Genomic DNA, 24,629 nt, shown 5'->3' with positions numbered 1-24,629 from the left:
GAATGGCTTGGTTTTCGCACTCTATTTTCTTCCTGCAACCTTCTATATCAAGTTATCAAAGAACTTCATATAGCAAGTTTATCAAAAGTTTTTGGCTATGCCAAACCGAAAGTCATCTCCGACCTATCGTAGGGCTACGCCCTTCACACGCTTGAGGAAGGAGAATTCTTTCGGGGAATACGTTAAATTAGATTCCTCAGATATATACCAATAGTTATCTTTACTTATTCATTTTCTTAATTATGTGCTGTAGTAGCGTTATCTGTAACTTGTGATATGAGGTTTAATATTTGTCTTTAATTTAATTATCGTAAAAAATTTCTGATTATTTTAATTTTTTAGATAAATTTTTATCATATGTTTTTTGCATGAAAATAAGGAAATTTTTCTCGTAGTAAGTTAAATTCTTTTATAGAATTCCTTTTAGTAACTTCTAAATAGGGGGGATTGTATACCTTGTTATGAACGATGAATTTTTTATTTAATTCATTCTCTATATTTTTAACAGTAATAAAATAATAAATAATTTTGGTAATGGATAATTACTAAAAAAGGGGAAATCCAACATGTCTATTAAGAATTCTGGTGAAATAAACAAGGGTGGTATAAGAACTTACGATGAGATTACAGTAGCAGAGCAAGATATGATATTAAATAAATTCAATTCTACAAAAACCGAATATCCAAGAAATAAGACCATAAACCAGCTATTTGAAGAACAAGTGGAGAGAACACCTGAAAATATTGCAGTTGTGTTTAAAGATAAACAACTCACATACAGGGAACTTAACGAGAAATCCAATCAATTAGCAAGGATGTTAAGGAATAAGGGTGTTAATACAGATGCTATTATAGGATTAATGATTGATAGATCACTTGAAATGATAATTGGAATAATGGGTATTTTAAAATCTGGAGCAGCTTACCTCCCAATTGATCCTGATACTCCAAAAGCAAGAATTGATTATATGTTACGGGATAGTCATACCATGATTTTATTGACTCAAGAGAAATTCATTAAGAAAATCGAATATGATTTAGAAATAATTAATTTGGACGAGCTAGATTCAAGTGACTTAAGTACAGATAATCTGAAACATGTAAATCGTTCTGATGATACAGCTTATATTATTTATACATCGGGTTCTACTGGAATACCAAAGGGAGTTATCATTTCGCATTATAGTGCTATCAGAGTCGTTCGAAATACAAATTACATAGAAATAAAAAATAATGATACCATTCTGCAGCTTTCGAATTATTCTTTTGATGGATCAATTTTTGATATATATGGTGCGCTGTTAAATGGGGCGAAATTAGTAGTGATAGAAAAAGATACAGTCACGGATATAAATAAGCTTGGAAATATAATTAAGCAAGAAAACATAAACGTGATGTTTATTACAACTGCTTTATTTAATGCGCTTGTAGATATGAAAATAGATTGTTTAATCAATATAAGAAAAATATTATTTGGTGGAGAAAGAATTTCAGTCTCCCATGCAAGAAAAGCATTAGAATTTCTGGGGAAAGATAAACTCATTCATGTATACGGACCAACGGAAAGTACTGTTTTTGCCACATATTACTTTATAAATGAAATAGATGAGAATGTTGACACTCTACCTATAGGTAAACCGTTAGCAAATACTTCAGTTTACATAGTAGATGAAAAGAAAAATTTACTTCCTATTGGTGAACCTGGAGAACTTTGTATTTCTGGTGATGGATTAACTAAAGGGTACTTAAATAATGAGCAGCTAACATTAGAGAAATTCGTTAAAAACCCATTTGCAGAAGGAGAGCGTTTATACCACACAGGAGATTTGGCTAGGTGGTTACCTGATGGGAATATTGAATTTATAGGAAGAATTGACCATCAAGTAAAGGTTCGGGGATTTAGGATTGAACTTGGAGAGATAGAGAGTCAGTTATTAAAGCATCAAAATGTAAAAGAAACTGTAGTTGTAGCAAGAGAAGAAAAGGACAAGAGCAATTATATTTGTGCATATCTAACATTAGTAGGAGAAGTTACTGTTGAAGAATTAAGAAGATTTTTAGGTGAAAAGTTACCTGATTATATGATTCCTACTTATTTTCTTAAGTTAGATAAAATGCCGTTAACAGCAAATGGAAAAATAGATAAAAAGTCTTTACCTGAACCAGATCGAAGTTTTAATACCGAGGTTGAATATGAGGAACCAAGAAATGAGATTGAAAAACAGCTCGTTTTAATGTGGCAGGAAACTTTGAATCTAAATAAAGTTGGTATTAATGACAGTTTTGCAGTTCTTGGTGGGCATTCAATAAACGCAATGGAGCTTTTATCTAAAATGAATGACAGGTTAAGTGTTGATTTACCATTAAAGGAACTGTTTAAATTATCTACAATAAAGAAAATAAGTGCTTACATCGAAACAAACAAGGGAGAAATTATAGAGAACCGACAATTTACAAAAACTACAGATTTAAAGAATTTACATGAACCTTTCCCACTTACAGGTATACAATTAGCCTATTTAATAGGTAGAGATCCGGCTTTTGAAATTGGTGGAGCAGCTACAAATTTAACGGTTGAATTTGAAATAGATATTAATATAGATAGGTTTAATAGTGCATTACAAAAATTAATTAATAGACATCCAATACTAAGAACAATAGTTTTTGAAAATGGAACACAAAGAATCTTAGAAGGAGAACTATTTTATTCTGTAGACACAGTAGATGTAAGGAATTTAAATCAAGAAGATATAATGATACGTATATTGGAACAAAGACAAAAAATGATAGCTAAAATCATAGATCCAAGTACTTGGCCATTATTTGAGATAAAAGCATTTATATTACCCAATAATCAAAAATATTTTTGTTTAAATATAGATCCACTAATTTGTGATGACAGTAGTATGAAAATATTAATCAAGGAATTTAAAATGTTTTACAATCAGCCAAGTCTGCAGCTGCCTGAGCTGGAGTATAATTTTAGAGACTATGTTTTAGCAACCAATGAATTTAGGCAATCTAATCGATATAAAAAAGATGAGAAGTACTGGTTAAATAAATTGGATAATTTCCCAAGTGCACCAGCATTGCCTTTAAAATGCAACCCATTAGAAATTGAGAAACCTACATTCAATAAATGTTCGGAATTTTTAGAACGTGAAACATGGGATAAATTAAAACAAAAAGCAAGAGAAAAAAATCTTACCCCTACATCGGTTTTATGTGCTGCATATGCTTATGTCCTAGCATATTGGAGTAATCAGAGTCAATTTGCAGTAAATTTAACTGTTTTTAATCGGATACCGTTTCATCAAGACGTAAAAAAAATCATTGGGGATTTCACAACTCTAATGTTATTAGATATTAATGCGAAAGATAGTATTGATTCATTTTGGAAATTTGCTGCGAAGGTACAGGATACATTGTTAGAAGCCCTTGAACATAGACATTATGATGGTGTGGATTTTATAAGAGCTATTGGGAAAAAACATAGAATGGTTAATCAAGCTATAATGCCTATTGTATTTACAAGTGTATTGAGTGAGGACTCAGATGATTCATTTAATCATTTGATAGATTTTGAAAAAATTAAATTTTTTAGTACAAGAACATCCCAAGTTTATATAGATAACCAAGTTTATGAATTAAATGGAGGTTTATATATTACATGGGATTACGTTGAACAATTATTTGAGATTAATGTTATTAAATCAATGTTTGAACAATATATAAATGTATTAAATCAGGTTATATTTAATGATCAAGTGTCAGGTATTAACCTTAGTGAGAATAGCATAAAAGTTATTGAAACCTATAATGATACAAACAAAAAGTTTGATAAGTGTACTTTACATGAAATGTTTGTGAATCGAGCAAAACTAGTACCAGATAAGGTAGCTGTAATTCATCATGATGATTCGATAACTTATAAAGAACTAAATGAAAAATCGAATCAAATTGCAAGATACTTAATGGATAAGGGAGTTAGAAAAGGTGATTACATTGGTGTGATAGGTAAGCGATGTATAGATACCATTATAAATTTGTTTGCTGTTTTAAAGGCTGGAGCAGCATATATACCGCTTGATCCTGATTATCCTGAAGAAAGAAAAGAATATATAAAAAAGAAAAGTAATTGTAAGTTCTTTATAACACCTTCTACCTATAAAGATGAAAATATTAAGGAATATTCTGGTGATGAAGTCAATATAAAAGTAGATGAAACAGATATGGCATATGTTATTTTTACTTCTGGTAGTACAGGGAAACCTAAAGGAGTTCAAATAACTCATGGTGCAGCAACAAATACAATTATAGATATTAACGAAAAATTCTGTGTGACAGAAAATGATAAAATTATGGGGATTTCTTCACTGTGCTTTGATTTGTCAGTTTATGATGTTTTTGGTGCATTGAGCTGTGGAGCGGCCCTTGTAATTATAGATGATCAAAGGGATGTATATAACCTAAAAAAAGTTGTAAAGAAAGAAGGAATCACAATTTGGAACTCAGTTCCAGCAATTATGGAACTGACAGTGGACTTATATAATGATAGTGAACAGGATGATAGTCTAAGGCTTGTATTGCTTAGTGGGGACTGGATACCGCTGGAACTTCCTCAGAAGATAAAGAAAACTTTCAAAAATGCGGAAGTTATTAGCTTAGGTGGAGCAACTGAGGGGTCAATATGGTCCATATATTACCCTATTAAGGAAATTAAGGGTGATTGGAAAAGTATACCATATGGAATGCCGTTGGCTAACCAGAAAATTTATGTATTAAATCAAAATAAGCAATTGTGTCCCGTAGATGTAGAGGGAGAATTGTACATTGGTGGAGTGGGAGTAGCAAGTGGGTATATAAATGATATTGAAAAAACTAAGATGTCATTTATTTCGCACGAAGAATTAGGATATATTTACAAAACTGGTGATTATGGTGTGTTAAAAGAGGACGGATATGTCGAATTTTTAGGAAGAAAAGACAGTCAAGTTAAGATAAGGGGATATAGGGTAGAATTAGGGGAAATTGAAAATTGTATAATCAAATATAAAGGTGTAAATAAAACAGTAGTAATTGACTATACAAACGATAATAAAATGAAAAGTCTGTATGCTTTTGTAGTTTCAGATGAAGACATAAACCCAAATGAACTAAAACAATATTTGCAAAATCAGCTCCCAAATTATATGATTCCATCAAGATTTTTCAAAATAGATGAAATACCATTGACTGTAAATGGGAAAGTAAATAAGAGTATTTTGGGGGAATTAATAAAAAATCATGAACTAGATGAAGTTGCAGCAACTACATGTGAAGAAGCAGAAAATGAAATTCAAGCCCAAATATTGGATATATGGAAAGATGTATTTGGAATAGAAAACATAGGAATAGATACTAATTACTATGAAATAGGCGGAGATTCATTAAAAGCGATATCGATTGTTACTGAAATTAAAAAGAGAATGAATATAGAGGTGCCTATAGGAGAAATATTTAAAAATGACACTATAAAGGTATTAGATCAATATTTGAAAAATAGCCAAGACAATCATAGGGGAAATATGATTGAAAGGGTATCGAAAAAGGATTATTATGCTACATCGCCTTCTCAAAAACGAATGTACATGCTTTCTATGATGGAAAATAATAGAGGAGCATATCATATTCCTATGGCGTTACTTGTCGAAGGTGAAATCGAATGTAATAGACTTGAAAATGCATTTAGAAAATTTATAGATAGACATGAAATCCTGAGAACAGGATTTGAAGTATTAGATAATGAATTAGTTCAAAAGGTTTATGATAAAGTTGATTTTGATTTGGAATACCAATGTTTAGATATAGTCGTAACAGATGATGAAGGTTTAAGAGATTTAACTAGCAAAATGTGTAAGGAATCAACAAAGCCTTTTGATTTAAGTAAACCATCATTAATGAGAGCTAAACTAATTAAAATCGGAGTAGAGAAGCATATATTGGTTGTTAACTTCCATCACATAATAGCAGATGGGGTATCACAAGGAATATTTATGAATGAAATACTCGATTTATATAACAATCTTGATTTACCTAAGATAAATATACAATACAAGGATTATGTAGAATGGAATAATACGTATAATCAATCTAATGCTATAAAAAAACAAGAGCAATATTGGCTGAATTTATACAGTCATCTGCCATCTAAATTAGAATTACCTTATGATTATAGAAAAGAAAATATTGATACCTTTGCAGGAGAAAATGCATACTTTCATATAGAAAAAGAGTTATCTGAACAGATAAGAAGGGTAGCTAAGGATACAGGGGCAACTTTATATATGCTTATGCTTAGCGCTTATCATATATTACTTCATAAATATACTGGAAAAACTGATATTGTTGTCGGAACAGCAGCATCAGGTAGGTTACATCAAGATTTACAAAATATTTTTGGTGTGTTCGTCAATACTATTGCTTTAAGAAACAATATAGATGCTACAAAAAGTTTTAAAGAAATTTTGGAACAGGTAAAAGAAAATACAATTACAGCATTTGAAAACTCAGAGTATCAGTTTGATGAACTAGTTCGCAGTATAGACTATGAAAGAGACTCTAATAGAAACCCTTTATTTGATACTATGTTTGTATTGGAAGACGCTAAATTATTTACTAAGAAGCAAGGTGTTTTAAATCTTAGTCCAATAATATTTGAATTAGATAATGCAAAATTCGATATCACTTTTAATATTTTAGATTATGACGATGAGATCGTGTTAAATGTCGAATATAGTACTGGATTATTCAAAAGAGACACAATATTAAGAATGACAGAAAATTATATTAATATTCTGAGGGAAATATCAAGGAATCTTTCGATAAGTGTAAATAAAATAGATATGATCCCACAAGAAGAAAAGCACTTTTTATTGTATGAACATAACGATACAAATGTAGATTTCTCTAAAAACCAGTTAATACACAAGTTATTTGAAGAACAAGTAGAACGAACGCCAGATAGCATTGCAGTTGTTTTTGAAGATAAGAAATTGACATATAGGGAGTTAAATGAAAAATCTAATCAATTGGCAAGAGCGTTAAGAGAAAATGGTGTTGGTTCTGATAAAATAGTAGGAATATTATTAGAACGTTCAGTTGATGTGATTGTGGGAATTATGGGGATTTTAAAAGCTGGTGGTGCGTATTTACCAATTGATCCTACATATCCTATAGATAGAATTAAATATATACTTCAAGATAGTCAAACTGAAATATTATTGACCCAGGATAAATTAATTAATTTAGTTGATTGTACAGAAGTTGATGATATTAGCATTATTAATATTCATAATGAGCATTTGTTTAAATACGGAACCGAAAACTTACGTATTGATAGCAGCAGTAAAGATTTAGTCTATGTCATTTATACATCTGGTTCTACTGGAAAGCCAAAAGGAGTTATGGTGGAGCATCATTCATTGGTGAACTTATGTAATTGGCATAATTCCTTCAATGAAATAAGTGAAACTGATAAAAATGCTAGTTATGCAAGTATAAGTTTTGATGCATTTGCTTGGGAAGTATTTCCTTATATCATAGCGGGTGCAGAGATTCATATTATAAATGATAATTTAAAATTAGATATTACGAAATTAAACAAATATTTTATTGAAAAAGAGATTTCAATAAGCTTTTTACCTACACAAGTATGTGAACAATTTTTAATGCTTGAGAATACATCTTTAAGAAGATTATTAACAGGTGGAGATAAACTAAATTATTTTGAAAATAAAAGTTACCAGATTGTTAATAACTATGGTCCTACAGAGAATTCAGTAGTAACAACAAGCTTTATTATAGAAAATTCTTATGACAATATACCGATAGGAAAACCAATATGTAATACAAAAGTCTTTATTTTAAACGAATCTAATGGGCTTTGTCCATTGGGAGTGCCAGGCGAGCTTTGTATCAGCGGAGAAGGTTTGGCCCGTGGTTATTTAAATAGACCAGAGCTCACAGCAGAAAAATTCATTCCAAATCCGTTCATTCCAGGAGAGAGAATGTATCGAACAGGAGACCTTGTGAGAATGTTACCTGATGGAAATATTGAGTTTTTAGGAAGAATTGACCATCAAGTGAAAATTCGTGGTTTCAGGATTGAACTGGGTGAGATAGAGAGTCAACTTCTAAAACATAAGGAAGTAAAAGAAGCTGTTGTTATCGCAAGAGAAGATAATAGTCATCATCAATATTTATGTGCGTACTTTACTTCCGAATCATCGAAGGGCGAGACTAGGGTTCAAGAAATTCGAAAGTTTTTGGCAAAAGAGTTACCAGAGTATATGATTCCTGCTTTTTTTGTTCAGCTAGACAAGCTACCACTTACTACAAATGGGAAAGTGGATCGAAAGGCTTTACCAAGTCCTGATGAAAGTTCGGTTGCAGGAGTAGTAGAGTATGAGGCGCCAAGGAATACAGTCGAAGAAAAGCTTGTATCCATTTGGCAAGATATTTTAGATATAGAAAACATAGGAATTCAACACAACTTTTTTGAAATTGGAGGCCATTCACTGAAAGCGACTACGATGGTTTCTAGAATCCATAAGGAACTTATGGTGGAGATACCTTTAGGACAAATATTCCAAGCACCTACTATAAAAGGGATTGGAGAATTTATTGACTCTACAAAAGAAAGTGTATATGCATCCATCAAAAAAGTAGAAGAACAAGATTATTATCCGCTTTCATCTGCCCAAAGAAGACTCTACATTTTAAACAAAATAGAGGGTAGCGGAGTATCTTATAATATGCCTTTCGCTATGAAAATAAAAGGTGATTTAGATGTTCATCAGCTTGAACAGGCTTTCCATAAATTAATCGAAAGACATGAAGCTTTAAGAACTTCTTTTGTAATGGTAGATGGTGAACCAGTTCAAAAGATTGAAAAAGAGATAGATTTCCAAGTGACGTATAGAGAAATGGGTACAAATAAGCTAGATGATATAATCAATGGATTTGTTAAACCGTTTGATTTGGAGAAGGCTCCTCTTTTACGGGTTGAAATCATACATGTTACAGATGATGAGCACGTGATGGTATTAGATATGCATCATATCATTTCAGATGGTGTATCAATGGGGATTTTCATGCAGGAATTAGCTGAATTATATAATGGTCAAAAATTATCTCCATTAAGCATTCAATATAAAGATTATTCTGCGTGGCAAAGAGGCTTGTTTACTCAAGAAGAAATCACAAAGCAAGAAAAGTATTGGATGAATGTGTTCAATGAAGAAGTACCAGTACTAAATATGCCAACGGACTATAAAAGGCCAAAAAGAAGAAGTTTTGCTGGAGATAGAATCAATTTAAAAATCAATAGTGAAACTTATAATCAGTTAAACAAGTTGGCTACAGAAAATGAAGTTACTATGTATATGCTGATGTTAGCAGGATACACGACTTTGCTTTCTAAATATTCAGGGCAAGAGGATATAGTAGTAGGATCACCAATTGCAGGAAGAAAACATGTAGATTTAAATAATGTAATGGGAATGTTTGTGAATACCCTTGCGATGAGAAATTATCCAAAGGGCAATAGATCTTTTAGAGAGTACTTAAAAGAAGTAAAAGAAAATACATTGAAAGCATATGAAAATCAGGATTATCAATTTGAAGAATTGGTAGAAAAGGTAAATGTAAGAAGAGACATTTCACGAAATCCACTATTTGATACGATGCTGGTATTTCAACACACTGATAATATGCTATTAAATTTGGATGGACTAAAGGTTAGCATGTTAGAAGATCAGAGGAAAATAGTTAAGTTTGATATTACTATACATGTAAGTGAGTTAGAGGACGGATTAGGATTAGAAATTGAATACTGTACGGCTCTCTATAAAAAGGAAACAATAGAGAGGTTTTTAGAGCATTTTATAAACGTCTTAAGAGAAGTAGTAGAAAATCCAGAACAGAAATTAAGTGAAATAAATATATTAACAGAGAAAGAAAAAAGTAAGTTATTAAACGAATTTAATAATACCAAAGGAAAATATGCTAAAGAAAAAACACTTCCAGAGCTTTTTGAAGAACAGGTAGAGAAGACACCTAATAATGTGGCACTTGTTTTTGAAAATCAAAGTATAACATATAAAGAGCTAAACGAAAGGGCAAATAGTCTTGCGCATATACTTCGCGAAAAAGGAGTTGGTCCTGACGTAGTAACGGGAATAATGGTGGAACGCTCTATTGAAATGATAGTAGGTATAATGGGGATTTTAAAAGCTGGAGGAGCTTATTTACCGATTGATCCAACTTATCCTAGGACAAGAAAAGAATATATGTTACGTAATAGCCATATAGAGATACTATGCGTAACGAATGAGGTTCATAGCGATATATCTTTTCATGGACAAATTATACAATTAGATAAATTAGAATATAAAGAAAATAGAGCGAATATCAGTAAATTAAATAGTCCCCGAAATTTAGCTTATGTAATATATACATCAGGTTCTACAGGGAATCCTAAAGGGGTAATGATAGAACAAAATAGTGTAAATAACTTAGTCAATGGGTTAAATGATGTAATTTATAAAAGGTTCAATACTAATGTTAATGTCGCGTTGCTAGCACCATTTATATTTGATGCATCGGTGAAACAAATATTTGCAACATTACTTTTAGGGCATACCTTATTTGTTGTGCCAAAGGAAGTAAGTTGGAATGCAATGAGTTTAATTGAGTATTATGCAACAAATAAAATACATGTATCGGATGCTACTCCGGCACATTTAACAATGCTTAGCTATGTAAATAAAATAGAACAAGAATTAGAAATTAAAGAATTTATTGTAGGAGGAGAGGCATTAACGCCTTATTTAATCAAAGGTTTATTTGAAAAATTTGCTGATTTTAAACCTAATATCACAAATGTTTATGGGCCTACAGAGTGTTGTGTAGATTCCACAAGTTATAGAATTGAGTTTGATCAAATAAGCGGTGATAAGGTAATTCCGATTGGAAAACCAATTTTAAACACTAATATATATATATTAGACAAGGGAAATAATCTTCAGCCAATTGGAGTAGCTGGGGAACTGTGTGTATCAGGTGAGGGGATAGCAAGAGGATATTTGAATAATCTAGAATTAACAGCTGAAAGGTTTATTGAAAATCCATTTAATAACGGTAAATCTATGTATCGAACTGGAGATCTTGCAAGGTGGTTACCTGATGGGAATATAGAATTTTTAGGACGGATAGATCATCAGGTGAAAATACGTGGTTATCGAATTGAACTTGGAGAAATAGAAAGTCAACTGTCAACTCATCAAGATATCGAAGAAACGATTGTTATAGCTAGAGAAGATAAGGAAAGTAATCAATATTTATGTGCGTATATCGTTTCACAAAAAGAATTACATGCAAGGGAAATTCGAGAATATTTAGAACAGAAACTTCCGGATTATATGATTCCTGGATATTTTGTGAAATTAGATAAACTTCCGTTGACAACGAACGGGAAAGTAGACAGAAAAGCACTTCCTGAACCAGATGGAAGTATTAATACTGGGGTAGAGTATGAGGAACCGAGAAATGAAGTGGAAGAAAAGCTCGTTGAAATTTGGAGAAGTATTATTGGGATAGAGGATATAGGGATTAATCATAATTTCTTTGTATCTGGAGGAGATTCCATTAAGGCAATCCAAATTATATCTAGATTATCTAGAATTGGTCTTAAACTAGAAATGAAAGATTTATTTGCAAATCCAAAAATTAAAAATCTTGGAAAATATATAAAACGAGAAAAGAAAGAACAAAAGGTTCATGAAATAGTAAAGGGGGAAGTAGAATTAACCCCGATACAAAGCTGGTATTTTGAGAAAAACCAAGAAGAGATACATCATTTTAATCAATCGTTCATGCTATTTAGAGAAAATGGATTTGATGAAAAACAGATAGAAGAAGTATTTAATAAAATTATGGAACATCATGATGCTTTACGCATGATATATAAAGAAAAAGAGGGAGAAATAATTCAATATAATAGGGGTTATGACAAGAACCTATTTGATTTATATATTCATGATGTTAAGGGCGTTGAGAATAAGGAAGAGAAGGTATATGAAATTGCTACAAATATTCAAAAAGAGATGGATATTAAAGAAGGTAAACTTGTAAAGCTTTGTATATTTAAATCGGATGAAGGAGATCATCTTCTGATTGCGATTCATCACCTTGTAGTGGATGGAGTATCATGGAGAATCCTACTCGAAGATTTGGAGACTTTATATTCACAACTAGAAAAGGGTGAAAAGCTAGAAATAGGATTCAAAACAGATTCCTATAAAGAATTTGCATCAAAGTTAAAAGCTTATAGCGTGAGTAGGGAATTAATGAAAGAAAGGGAATATTGGACAAGTATATCAAAAGAGAATGTACAGTTTATCCCTAAAAAGAAAGAAATCACAAAAAACAACTTTGAAAATAGTAGTACAGTAAGTATTACATTAGATAAAGAACTCACTACATCTTTACTTAGAAATACAAATAGGGCATATAACACAGAAATAAATGATATTTTATTAACAGCTTTAGCAGTTGGAACCAGAGAATTGACGGGGAAATACAAGTTAAAAGTAAATATGGAAGGGCATGGAAGAGAGGACGTAATAGAGAATTTCGAAATCAATAGGACTGTTGGCTGGTTCACGACGATGTATCCAGTGCTTTTAGATATAGGGAATGAAAATGAACTTTCGACCAACATAAAGACAGTTAAAGAAACTTTGAGGAAAATACCAAATAAAGGAATAGGTTATGGGGTATTAAAACATTTAGCAAAAGATAAGGGATTTATGAATGAAGAAAAGGCACCAATTTCATTTAACTATTTAGGTGAATTGGATCAAGATATTAACAGGAGAGAATTCTCTGCATCGAAATGGTCTATAGGTGAAACAGTGGGTAAGAAAATTAATAGGAATACATCTATAGAAATGAATTCAATGGTTTTAAATGGTGAATTGGTTATTCATACAACATTTAATGAATTAGAATACAGTGAAAAAATGATAAAGGACTTAAATCAGAAATATAAAGAAAGTCTTGAAATGATAATTAATCACTGTGCGAATAAAGTAGAACCAGAACAAACACCTTTTGATTATGGAGATATAAATATAACATTAGAAGAACTTGAAGAAATAAAAGAAAAATACAATGGTTTTATTATTGAGAAAATATATCCGTTAGCAAATATGCAAAAAGGGATGTTATTCCACACATTAGAAGATAAAAATTCAAGTATGTATTTTGAACAAATTGTAATGGATATAAAAGGGACTGTGGATGTAGATATTTTAGAAAAATCATTTAATACAATAATGAGGAGACACGAAATATTAAGAGCAGCATTTGAGTATGAATTAGTGGAGGAACCAAGACACGTCATACTTCAAGATAGAAAAGTAGGTTTCAAACATTATGATATTCAAGACGAAAGCATTGAGCAGAAAACAAAGTTTATAGAGAATTATTTACAAAATGATAAACAAAAAGGCTTTAATTTAAGTGAAGACACATTAATGAGAATTAGCTTAATTCAAATGAATCAGGATTCATATAAATTGGTATGGAGTCATCATCACATATTGTTAGATGGATGGTGTCTTGGGATTATATTAGGTGAGTTATTTGATGTTTATGGAAGAAAGATGAAAGGTGAAGATAGCCATTTAGCGGAGCCAACACCATATAGTGATTATATAAGATGGCTGGAAGAACAGGATAAAGAAGAAGGATTAGCACATTGGAAGAGCTATTTGGATGGATATGAAGAACAAGCACAGGTTCCTAAAATCTTGAATAAAGTTAATGAGTATAAAAGAAAAGAAAAAATGATAGAATTTTCAAAAGCAATGACTCGTAACATTATTCAACTCGCAAATAGAAATCAAGTTACTTTTAATACCGTACTGCAGGCAATTTGGGGCATTCTTTTAGCGAGGTACAATAATATAGAAGATGTTGTATTTGGAACAGTCGTATCAGGAAGAGAGGCAAAAGTAGAAGGAATTGAAGCGATGGTAGGATTATTCATTAATACAATTCCGACTCGAGTTAAACTGGAAAAAGATAGTAGTTTTAAAGAGGTTTTAAGAAATGTCCAGGATGAATCAATAGAAAATAATAAATATAACTATATAAATTTAGCTGAAATTCAATCTTTACATGATCTAAAAAGAAATTTAATTGATCATGTAATGGTATTTCAAAATTATTCACTGGATGATAGTAGTTTTAATCATGCAGAAAGTAATACAGGTTTTATGTGTCAAAATATAAGGGGAGAAGAGCAAACCAATTATGGATTCAACATTGTAGCAATTCCTGGAGAACAGTTAGTATTAAAATTAACTTATAACGAAAAGATTTATCCACAGGAAATAATAGACAATATAGAAATGCATCTTAAAAAAGTAACGGAACAAGTTGTTATAAATGAGGATAAGAAATTAAATGAGATAGACATAATCCCAGAGAAAGAGCGAGATGTATTATTGTATAAATTTAATGATACAAAGACGAATTATCCGAAGGATAAGACTATACATCAGCTGTTTGAGGAACAGGTAGAGAAAACGCCTAATCATATTGCCGTTGAATTTGAAGGCACTAAAATGACGTATCAAGAATTAAATGAAAGGTCTAATCAAGTTGCTAGATGGTTACGAGATAAAGGAATTACTGCAAATACAATTGTGGGAATTATGGTTGAGAGATCCCCTGAGATGATAATTGGAATAATGGGTATCTTAAAATCAGGTTCAGCTTATTTGCCGATAGATCCTAAATCTCCTCAGGATAGAATTAAATTTATGATACAAGATAGTGATATTCAAATTCTATTAACGCAGGAGAAGTTCATTAATGATTCCTCATTGGATGTAGAGATGGTTAGTTTAGATAAGAGTGAGAATTTTCAATTGAGTAAAGAGAATTTAGCTCCTATAAATGATTCTGAGAACATAGCTTATATCATATATACATCGGGCTCTACTGGAGTACCAAAAGGTGTGGTTACATCACATTCTAATGCAGTAAGGGTTGTTCGTGACACAAACTATATTAAGATTGATGCAGATGATATTATTTTACAGCTTTCAAATTATTCTTTTGATGGATCCGTATTTGACATCTACGGTGCATTGTTAAATGGTGCAAAATTAGTGATGGTATCAATAGATACAGTATTGAATTTAAGTAAGCTAACAAAATTAATAAAAGAAGAAAAAATTAGTGTTATGTTTATAACTACAGCCTTATTTAATACATTGGTTGATTTAGAAATAGAGTGTTTATCTAATATAAGAAAAATCCTCTTTGGTGGTGAAAGAATTTCAGTATCACATACAAAACGAGCATTGGAGTATTTAGGGAAAGATAAGCTGATTCATGTATACGGTCCGACAGAAAGTACTGTTTTTGCTACGTATTATTGTATAAATGAAATCAATAAAGAATTCGACACAATACCAATTGGGAAGCCATTAGCAAATACTTCAGCATTTATAGTAGATGGAAATCAGAGACTACTTCCAATCGGCGTAGCTGGAGAACTTTGTTTAAGTGGAGCAGGATTGGCTCATGGATATTTAAACCGACCAGATTTGACAGCAGAAAAGTTTGTCTCAAATCCATTTATACCAGAAGAAAAAATGTATCGAACAGGGGATCTCGTTAGGATGTTGCCTGATGGAAATATTGAGTTCTTAGGTAGAATAGATCATCAAGTGAAAGTTCGTGGTTTCAGGATTGAACTTGGTGAGATAGAGAGTCAGCTACTTAAATATAAAAAAGTAAAGGAAGCTATTGTTATCGTAAGAGATGATATTCATGGTGAAAAATATATATGCGCTTACTTTACTTCTGAAACATGGAAAGATGAATTAATAATTCAAGAAATTAGAAAGTATCTAACTAAAAAGCTTCCAGAGTATATGATTCCTGCATTTTTTGTTCAACTTGATAAGCTACCGCTAACTACAAATGGGAAAGTAGACCGAAAGTCATTACCAAAGCCTGATGGGAATGTAACAACTGAGGTAGAGTACGTAGCACCAAGTAATTTTTTAGAAGAGACTATTATTTCAATTTGGGAAGAAATCCTAGGAATCAAATCTATTGGAATTTCTCATAACTTCTTTGAAATAGGAGGAAATTCACTGAAGTTAATGAGTGCTGTTGCTGCTATTAATAAAGTTTTAAATACAGATATAAGCATTCACAATTTCTTTGAGAATCCAAGTGTAATGGGTTTAGCAAATTATATCCTATCAACTGAACATGATCGTCAAAATAGTTCTTATGATTATGTTGAGGAAGAGGTATAACGGTTTAAAATGAAATTCATTTCTTTTGGAGGTAAAAGATATTAGTAATAGGTGTAAAAAGGCAGATTTTCTATAATGTTGATTGTTTTGAGATTTCAGATTTAATTATAAGAAAAGGGGATTTATCCTAGGAAAACTGTACAATCTATACTTCTTCTCAGCAGAGAAAAAGGAATAGATTGTGCAGTTAAGCTAGGCCCAATGGTTTGAATTTCAAAGATGTATATGAAATTTGATAGTTGTTTTAGTTATTTACTAATAGTGTGAGAAATTGAATGGGCACCGCGAAGGGAATGATTCTAGTTATGGATATTAAAGGGTTTATAAATGATTTGAAAAAATCAAACATTTTCTTATATCAGAATCAAGGGAAGATAAAAATTATTGGACCTCGTGAACTAATAACAGCTGAATTAAAGGGAAAAATAAAGTTATATAAAGAAAAAATTATTATAGCTTTAAAAAATGAAGATATAGAAAAAAAGAATGAAATTCCAAAAGCGAAACAATCAGAAAATAATTGTTATACCTTATCAATGGCACAAAAAAGGATGCTTATTTTAAATAATTTGGAATCTAAAGGTACGACATATAATATTCCTTTAGTTATCAAAATCGTGGGCGATTTTCAAATGCAAGTTTTTGAGAATGCTTTTAAGGTACTAATTGATAGACATGAAGCATTAAGAACATCCTTTGTAATGATTGATGGAGAACCAGTTCAAAAGATAGAAAAAGAAATAGATTTTAAAATTGAATATAGTGAATTAGGAGAAGATAGCGTATCAGAACGAGTGGCACGATTTATAAGACCTTTTGATTTAGAGATAGCGCCGCTTCTAAGGGTAGAGATTTTACGTGTTAATCAGAATGAGCATATCATGATGCTTGATATGCATCATATTATTTCAGATGGAGTATCAATGGGCATTTTAATGAAGGAGTTAGCTGATTTAGTTAGAGAAAAAGAATTAGCACCATTAAAAGTTCAGTATAAAGACTATTCGGAATGGCAAAAAGAATACTATAAAGGAGATAACATAAAGCAGCAGGAGGAATATTGGCTCAAGGTATTTGAGGGTGACATTCCAGTTCTGAATATGCCAACTGATTTTCCAAGACCACAAATACAAAGTAGTGAGGGAGATAGGCTTGGTTTTGAAATAGATTCTGAACTAACAAAGAAACTTAAATTTCTTGCAAGGGAAAATGGAGTTACTATGTATATGCTTCTTTTAGCAGTATATAAAACGCTTCTTTCTAAATATACAAGGCAAGAGGACATAATAGTTGGTTCACCAATTGCGGGAAGAACACATGATGATTTAAAAAATACAATTGGCATGTTTGTCAATACCCTTGCAATGAGAAGTTATCCAAAAGCAGATACTAAATTCATTGATTATTTAAAACAAGTAAAAGAAAACACATTAAATGCTTATGAGAATCAAGAATATCAATTTGATACATTAGTAGAGAAACTAAATTTAAGAAAAGAAACAAGTAGAAGCGCATTGTTTGATACGATGTTTGATATACAAACTCAAAATAATTTTGAGTTTAATATAAATGGAGTAACCACTGAGGTTTGCGATATTGATTTTAATGTGGCGAAATTTGATTTAAGTCTTACGGCGATAGAATATACAGATCATTTGAAATTTGATTTGCAATATTGCACAAAATTATTTAAAAAAGAAACAATCAAAAGACTTGCAGGTCATTTAGTAAATGTAATAAAGGAAATTACCAATAATCCGGGGCTTAAATTAGGAGAAATAAATTTACTTTCAGAAGAAGAAACGGAAATCATATTACACAAATTTAATGATACTATGGCCGAATTTCCTAAAAATAAGACCTTAAACCATGTATTTGAAGAGCAGGTTCTAAAAACACCAAATCATATTGCAGTTATATTTGAAGAGGAACAATTAACATATAAACAACTAAATGAAAAAGCAAATCGACTGGCAAGGTTGCTTAGAAAAAATGGTGCAAAGCCGGATACTGTAATAGGAATTATGGCGGATAAATCCCCAGAAATGATAATTGGCATATTGGCGATTTTAAAAGCTGGAGCAGCATATTTACCAATTGACCCTGAGTATCCTGAAGAAAGAATTGAATATATGCTAAAAGATAGTGAAGCAAAATTAGTTGTTACTCAGGAGCACTTACAATTCAAAGTAAGAACAGTTCCAAGTATTTTATTTAATGATGAAGAAATTAGTTCTTTAAATAAGGACAACCTAGAAAATTTAAATCATTCATCTGATTTAGCTTATTTAATATATACGTCAGGTTCTAGTGGAAAGCCTAAAGGGGTTATGACTACACATCGTAACGTCATTAACTATATTTATGCATTTTCAAAACAAATTACTTTAAATGAAGAAGATTCTATATTACAAGTAGTTTCATTTTCATTTGATGCTTTTACGGAAGAAACATTTCCTATTTTGGCTAATTCAGGGAAATTAATCATTAGTAAAAAAATTGGTGATCTGAACATAGATGAGCTAGTTAAAAATATTGAAAAATATAATGTGACTTTAGTAAGCTGTTCACCACTGTTACTCAATGAAATTGATAAAAATAAGCATTTAATACTTAATAAAAATATGAAATTTATTAGTGGTGGAGATGTTTTAAAGTATGAATATATAAAAAATATTATTGAGATTGCCGATGTTTATAATTCATATGGTCCTACAGAAACAACTGTTTGTGCAACATATTATAAGGTCAGTTCCAATGATTGTATGGGAATGAGTGTACCTATAGGTAAACCACTAAGCAATTATAAATTGTATGTTTTGGATAATAATGCTCAATTACTGCCGATAGGAATACCTGGTGAATTATATATAGGTGGAGAAGGTGTAGCGCGAGGATACAAAAATAAAAAAGAATTAACTGAAGAAAAATTCAAGTCTAATGCTTTTAGTTTAGGAGAACGAGTGTATCGGACTGGAGATTTAGTAAGACGGCTACCTGATGGAAATATTGAATTTTTAGGTAGAATAGATAATCAGGTAAAAATTCACGGTTTTAGAATTGAACTGGAAGAAATTGAATATCACTTATTAAGACAATCGAACATAAAAGAAGCTAAAGTAATTGATAAAGAGGGGATAGATGGAAACAGATATCTTTGTGCATTTATTACAGTTAATGATTTGAATGAAGAACTGAACATAGATAAAGTGAGAGAGTTGCTTGCCAAAGAGCTTCCTGGTTACATGATTCCTTTGCATTTCATAGAGATGGAAAAATTGCCGATTACACTTAATGGAAAAGTGGATGTGAAAGCATTACCGGAACCAGATTTCAATAAATTTATAGAAGATCATTATGAAGCACCTCGAAATCTAGTAGAAGAGAAGTTGGCTTTAGTGTGGAAGGACGTTTTGGGTATAGAGAAAATTGGAATAAATCATAACTTCTTTGAAGCTGGAGGACATTCACTAAAAGCTTTTTCATTGGTATCAAAGATACACAAAGAATTAGATGTTGAAATACCATTAAAACAAATATTTAATTTTCCTACTATCAAAGGCATTGGCGAATATATAAAAGGGAAAGAAACGAGTACTTACTCAAAAATAAAGAAAGCTGAGGAAAAGCAATTTTATAATCTTTCATCGGCTCAAAAAAGGCTATATATTTTAAATCAAATAGAGGATAGTGGAATTACTTACAATCTACCAGTTGTTATACAAATGAAGGGGCGCTTTCAATTGGACACTTTTGAAAAAGCCTTTAAAGCATTAATTGATAGACATGAAGCATTAAGAACTTCTTTTGTAATGATTGATGGAGAACCAGTTCAAAAGATAGAAAAAGAAATAGATTTTAAAATTGAATATAGTGAATTAGGGAAAGAGAACGTAGCAGAACGAGTGGCGCAATTCATAAGACCCTTTAATTTAGAGGTAGCTCCTCTTCTAAGGGTAGAAATCGTACAAGTTAGTCAGGATGTGCATATCATGATGCTTGATATGCATCATATTATTTCAGACGGAGTATCAATGAGCATTTTAATGAAAGAGTTAACAGATATATTTGGAGAAAAAAAATTAGCACCATTAGAAATTCAATATAAAGACTATTCAGAATGGAAAGAAAAGTTTTGTAACGGTGATAGTATAAAGAAACAGGAGGAATATTGGCTTAAAGTATTTGAGGATGAGATACCAGTTCTGAATATGCCAACTGACTTTCCAAGACCACAAATACAAAGTAGCGAGGGAGATAGATTAAGTTTTGAAATAGATTCTGAACTAACAAACAAGCTTAAAATGTTTGCAAGGGAAAATGGAGTTACTATGTATATGCTACTTTTAGCAGCATATACAACGCTACTTTCGAAATATACGGGACAAGAAGACATTATAGTTGGCTCACCAACTGCAGGAAGACAACATGATGATTTAAAAAATACTATTGGTATGTTTGTTAATACCCTTGTGATGAGAAATCGTCCTAAAGCAGACAGCAGATTCATTGATTATTTGAAGAAAGTAAAAGAAAATACCTTAAATGCTTATGAAAATCAAGATTATCAATTTGATGAGTTAGTTGAAAAGCTAGCCTTAAAAAGGGATATTAGTAGAAACGCATTGTTTGATACAATGTTTTCTATTCAAAATTTAGATAATCTAGAGTTGAATATAAAAGGCTTAAAAATCGAACCGTATGACATTGATTTTAAAGCGGCAAAGTTTGATTTAAGTTTATCGGCAATTGAAAATACAAATCATATAGAATTTATTTTAGAGTATTGCACAAAATTATTTAAAAAAGAAACAATACAAAGAATTGGAAATCATGTAGTTAATATCTTAAAAGAAATTGTTAATAATCCTGAACAAAAATTAAGTGAAATAAATTTGCTTTCACAAGAAGAAAGAGAAATAATATTAAACAAGTTTAATGATACTGCTGTTGAATATCCAGTAGGTACTATACACGAACTTTTTGAAGAGCAGGTTAAAAAAACACCAAATCATATAGCTGTAGTGTTCGAAGAAAAGCAGTTGACCTATGAAGAATTGAATAAAAAAGCAAATAAACTAGCTAGAACTTTGAGAGAAAAAGGTGTTGTACAAAATAGTATAGTTGCAATAATGGTGGATAGATCAGTAGAAATGATTGTAGGAATATTGGGGGTTCTAAAAGCTGGAGGAGCATATCTGCCGATAGATCCAGATTACCCTACAGAGAGAATAGAATTTATGCTTGAGGATAGTAATGCGGACATTATTATTACCCAAGAACATCTAACGGATAAAAATGGTTCCTACGGTGAAGTAGTAAATATAAATCATATAGATATATATGATATCGATGAAGATAATTTGAATCATATTAATTCACCAGATGATTTAGTGTATATCATATATACATCAGGAACAACTGGAAACCCTAAAGGTGTGTTAGTAGAGCATAAAAATTTGGTTAATGCCCATTACACTTGGAGAGATCACTATGAATTGTCAAAGTATGAAGTGAATTTATTACAAATGGCTAGTATGTCGTTTGATGTATTTGCAGGGGACTTATGTAGAAGTTTATTAAATGGTGGGACAATGTATATAGTACCGAGTCATATCAAGCTAGAACTGGATTTATTATATAAGACAATTAAGAAGTATAAGATTAATATTTTTGAATCCACTCCAAGTCTTATTATACCTTTTATGAATTATGTATATGAAAATAATTTTGATCTCACGACATTACGATTATTAATATTAGGTTCTGATAGCTGTCCTATACATGAGTACAAAAATTTGGTTAAAAGATATGGGGAGAATATGAGAGTAATTAATAGCTATGGAGTTACAGAAGCAACTATTGATTCTAGCTATTATGAAGAAGAGTACGATTATATACCACAAATGGTAAATACTCCTATAGGAAAGCCGTTAAATAACACAAAATATTATGTTTTAAACTCTTTATTAGAACCACAACCTATAGGGGTGTATGGTGAATTGTACATTGGTGGAAAAGGTCTTGCAAAAGGATACTTAAACAAGCCAGATCTTACTCATGAAAGGTTTGTTTCAAATGGCTTTATACCTGGTGAAAAAATGTATAAAACAGGAGATTTGGCAAGATGGCTTTCAGATGGAAATATTGAGTTTTTAGGAAGAATAGACAATCAAGTAAAGGTTCGAGGGTTTAGGGTAGAAATAGGAGAAATTGAAGCTAAACTATTAGGTAATCAAAATATAAATCAGGCGGTAGTAATTGATCGGAAAGATAATGCTGGTTTTACCTATTTATGTGCATACATAATAGCTAAGGAGGCGCTAACTACAAGTGAATTAAGAGACTACTTGTCAAATTATTTACCAGATTATATGATTCCTTCATTTTTTATTCAATTAGATAAAATGCCTCTTACACCGAATGGAAAAATAGATAGAAAAGCATTGCCTCTTGTACAAGAGGGGGACCTTTCTAAGGGAACAGATTATGAAGCGCCTCGAAATGAAGTGGAAGAACATCTTGTATCAGCTTGGCAGGATGTCTTGGGTATTAAAGAAATTGGAATTAACGATAGTTTTTTTGAGGTTGGTGGAGATTCTATAAAAGCGTTACAAATAGTTTCTAAACTATCAAAAGTGAATCTTAAACTCAAAATTAAAGATTTATTTGAAAACCCGAAAATTAAAAATCTTAGTAAGTATGTAAAAAATGAATCGAGAGTAAAGAACAACTATGAAATAATTCAGGGAAATGTTCCTTTAATGCCAATACAGAAAAGACATTTTGTATTAAACGAAGCATTAAATAATAAAGAGCTAAATCACTATAATCAATCATTTATGCTGTATAGAAAAAATGGATTTGAAGAACAGATTGTAGAAAAGGTGTTTCGTAAAATTTGTGAAAAACACGATGTTTTACGAATGATTTATAAAGAGGAAAATGGTGAAATTATTCAATATAATCGTGATTTGAATGGGGATTTCTTTGATTTATATGTCCATGATATTAAGAATCAAGATAATCAACAGGAGATAGTGGGTCAACTAGCAACAAATATACAAAAAGAAATTTCGATTACTGACGGTAAAATATTAAAACTTGGCATTTTTAGAACAAATGAGGGTGATCATTTGCTTATTACTATCCATCATCTTGTAATAGATGGAGTATCATGGCGAATATTATTCGAAGATTTCGAAATGTTATACAAACAAGCATATCTCAATGAAAAACTTGATATAGGTTTTAAAACGGATTCATTTAAGGAGTTTTCAGAAAAGTTAATGGATTATGCGGTAGGTAATAAACTTCTAAAAGAAAAAAAATATTGGGCAGACATATCTAAAATGAAAGTAGATTTTTTAGCGAAAAATGAAGAAATAGATGTGACCGATTATAAAAATAGCAAGACCTTAACCATTTCACTAAATAAGGAGAACACTCAAAAGTTATTGGGAGAAACAAACAAAACATATAATACTCAAATAAATGATATCCTTTTAGCGGCTTTGTTAGTAACAGTAAGAGATTTAACAGGAGAAAACAGGCTGAAAATTCTCATGGAAGGTCATGGAAGAGAAGAAGTCATTGAAAATATAGATGTTAGTAGGACTATTGGGTGGTTTACTACAATATACCCTGTCTATTTTGATTTAGGTAAAGAAAAAGAAATTTCTATGAGTATAAAATTGGTAAAAGAGACTTTAAGAAAAATTCCTAATAACGGAATAGGATATGGGGTTTTAAAATACCTAAAAAAGGATCAAGATTTGTTAAATGATGAAACGGCACCTATATTATTTAATTATTTGGGAGAAATGAGTAAAAAAGCGACCAATGAAGAATTTTCTGCATCATGGCTATCACCTGGCGAAAGTATAGGTGGCGAAAATGCAAGAGATGCTTCTATAGAAATTAATTCAATAATTGTAGAGGATACATTAATAATAAACACTACCTTCAACGAAGGGGAATATTCTGAATTTTTAATCGCTGATTTTAACCAAAAGTATAAAGAGAACCTTGAAATGATAATCGATCATTGTATTAATCAAACGGAATCAGAAAAAACAGCTTCCGATTATGGTTACAATAAAATGTCACTAGAAGAGCTTGATGAGTTACTAGGTGAATATGAATTCATCGATAACTAAAGCCTGCAGGCAAAACACAATCATAGCGACTACTTAATTGTACAAATCATATTTATAATTTTTGTGCCTTTTCCGACGGAAA

At 31.1% G+C, this 24,629-nt stretch carries 2 protein-coding genes; both read left to right on the top strand.

What is annotated here, in order from left to right:
- Nucleotides 1–566 precede the first annotated feature (566 nt).
- On the top strand, nucleotides 567–16,388 hold the full coding sequence (locus MHB52_RS17895; protein ID WP_325859130.1) for a non-ribosomal peptide synthetase: 15,822 nt from the start codon (nucleotides 567–569) through the stop codon (nucleotides 16,386–16,388).
- A 305-nt stretch (nucleotides 16,389–16,693) separates the two neighbouring features.
- Nucleotides 16,694–24,547 (top strand): non-ribosomal peptide synthetase, encoded by a 7,854-nt coding sequence (locus MHB52_RS17890; protein ID WP_063263988.1) that lies wholly within the window; start codon nucleotides 16,694–16,696, stop codon nucleotides 24,545–24,547.
- Nucleotides 24,548–24,629 lie beyond the last annotated feature (82 nt).

Source organism: Bacillus sp. FSL K6-0073 (assembly GCF_038006085.1).
In the GTDB taxonomy this organism is placed as follows: Bacteria; Bacillota; Bacilli; order Bacillales; family Bacillaceae_G; genus Bacillus_A; species Bacillus_A cereus.
This window is presented reverse-complemented; position numbering and strand designations above follow the sequence as displayed.

Bases quoted from the DNA above. Each gene is read 5' to 3' on its own strand.
- MHB52_RS17895 (WP_325859130.1), top strand. From the start codon at position 567: ATGTCTATTAAGAATTCTGGTGAAATAAACAAGGGTGGTATAAGAACT.
- MHB52_RS17890 (WP_063263988.1), top strand. From the start codon at position 16,694: ATGGATATTAAAGGGTTTATAAATGATTTGAAAAAATCAAACATTTTC.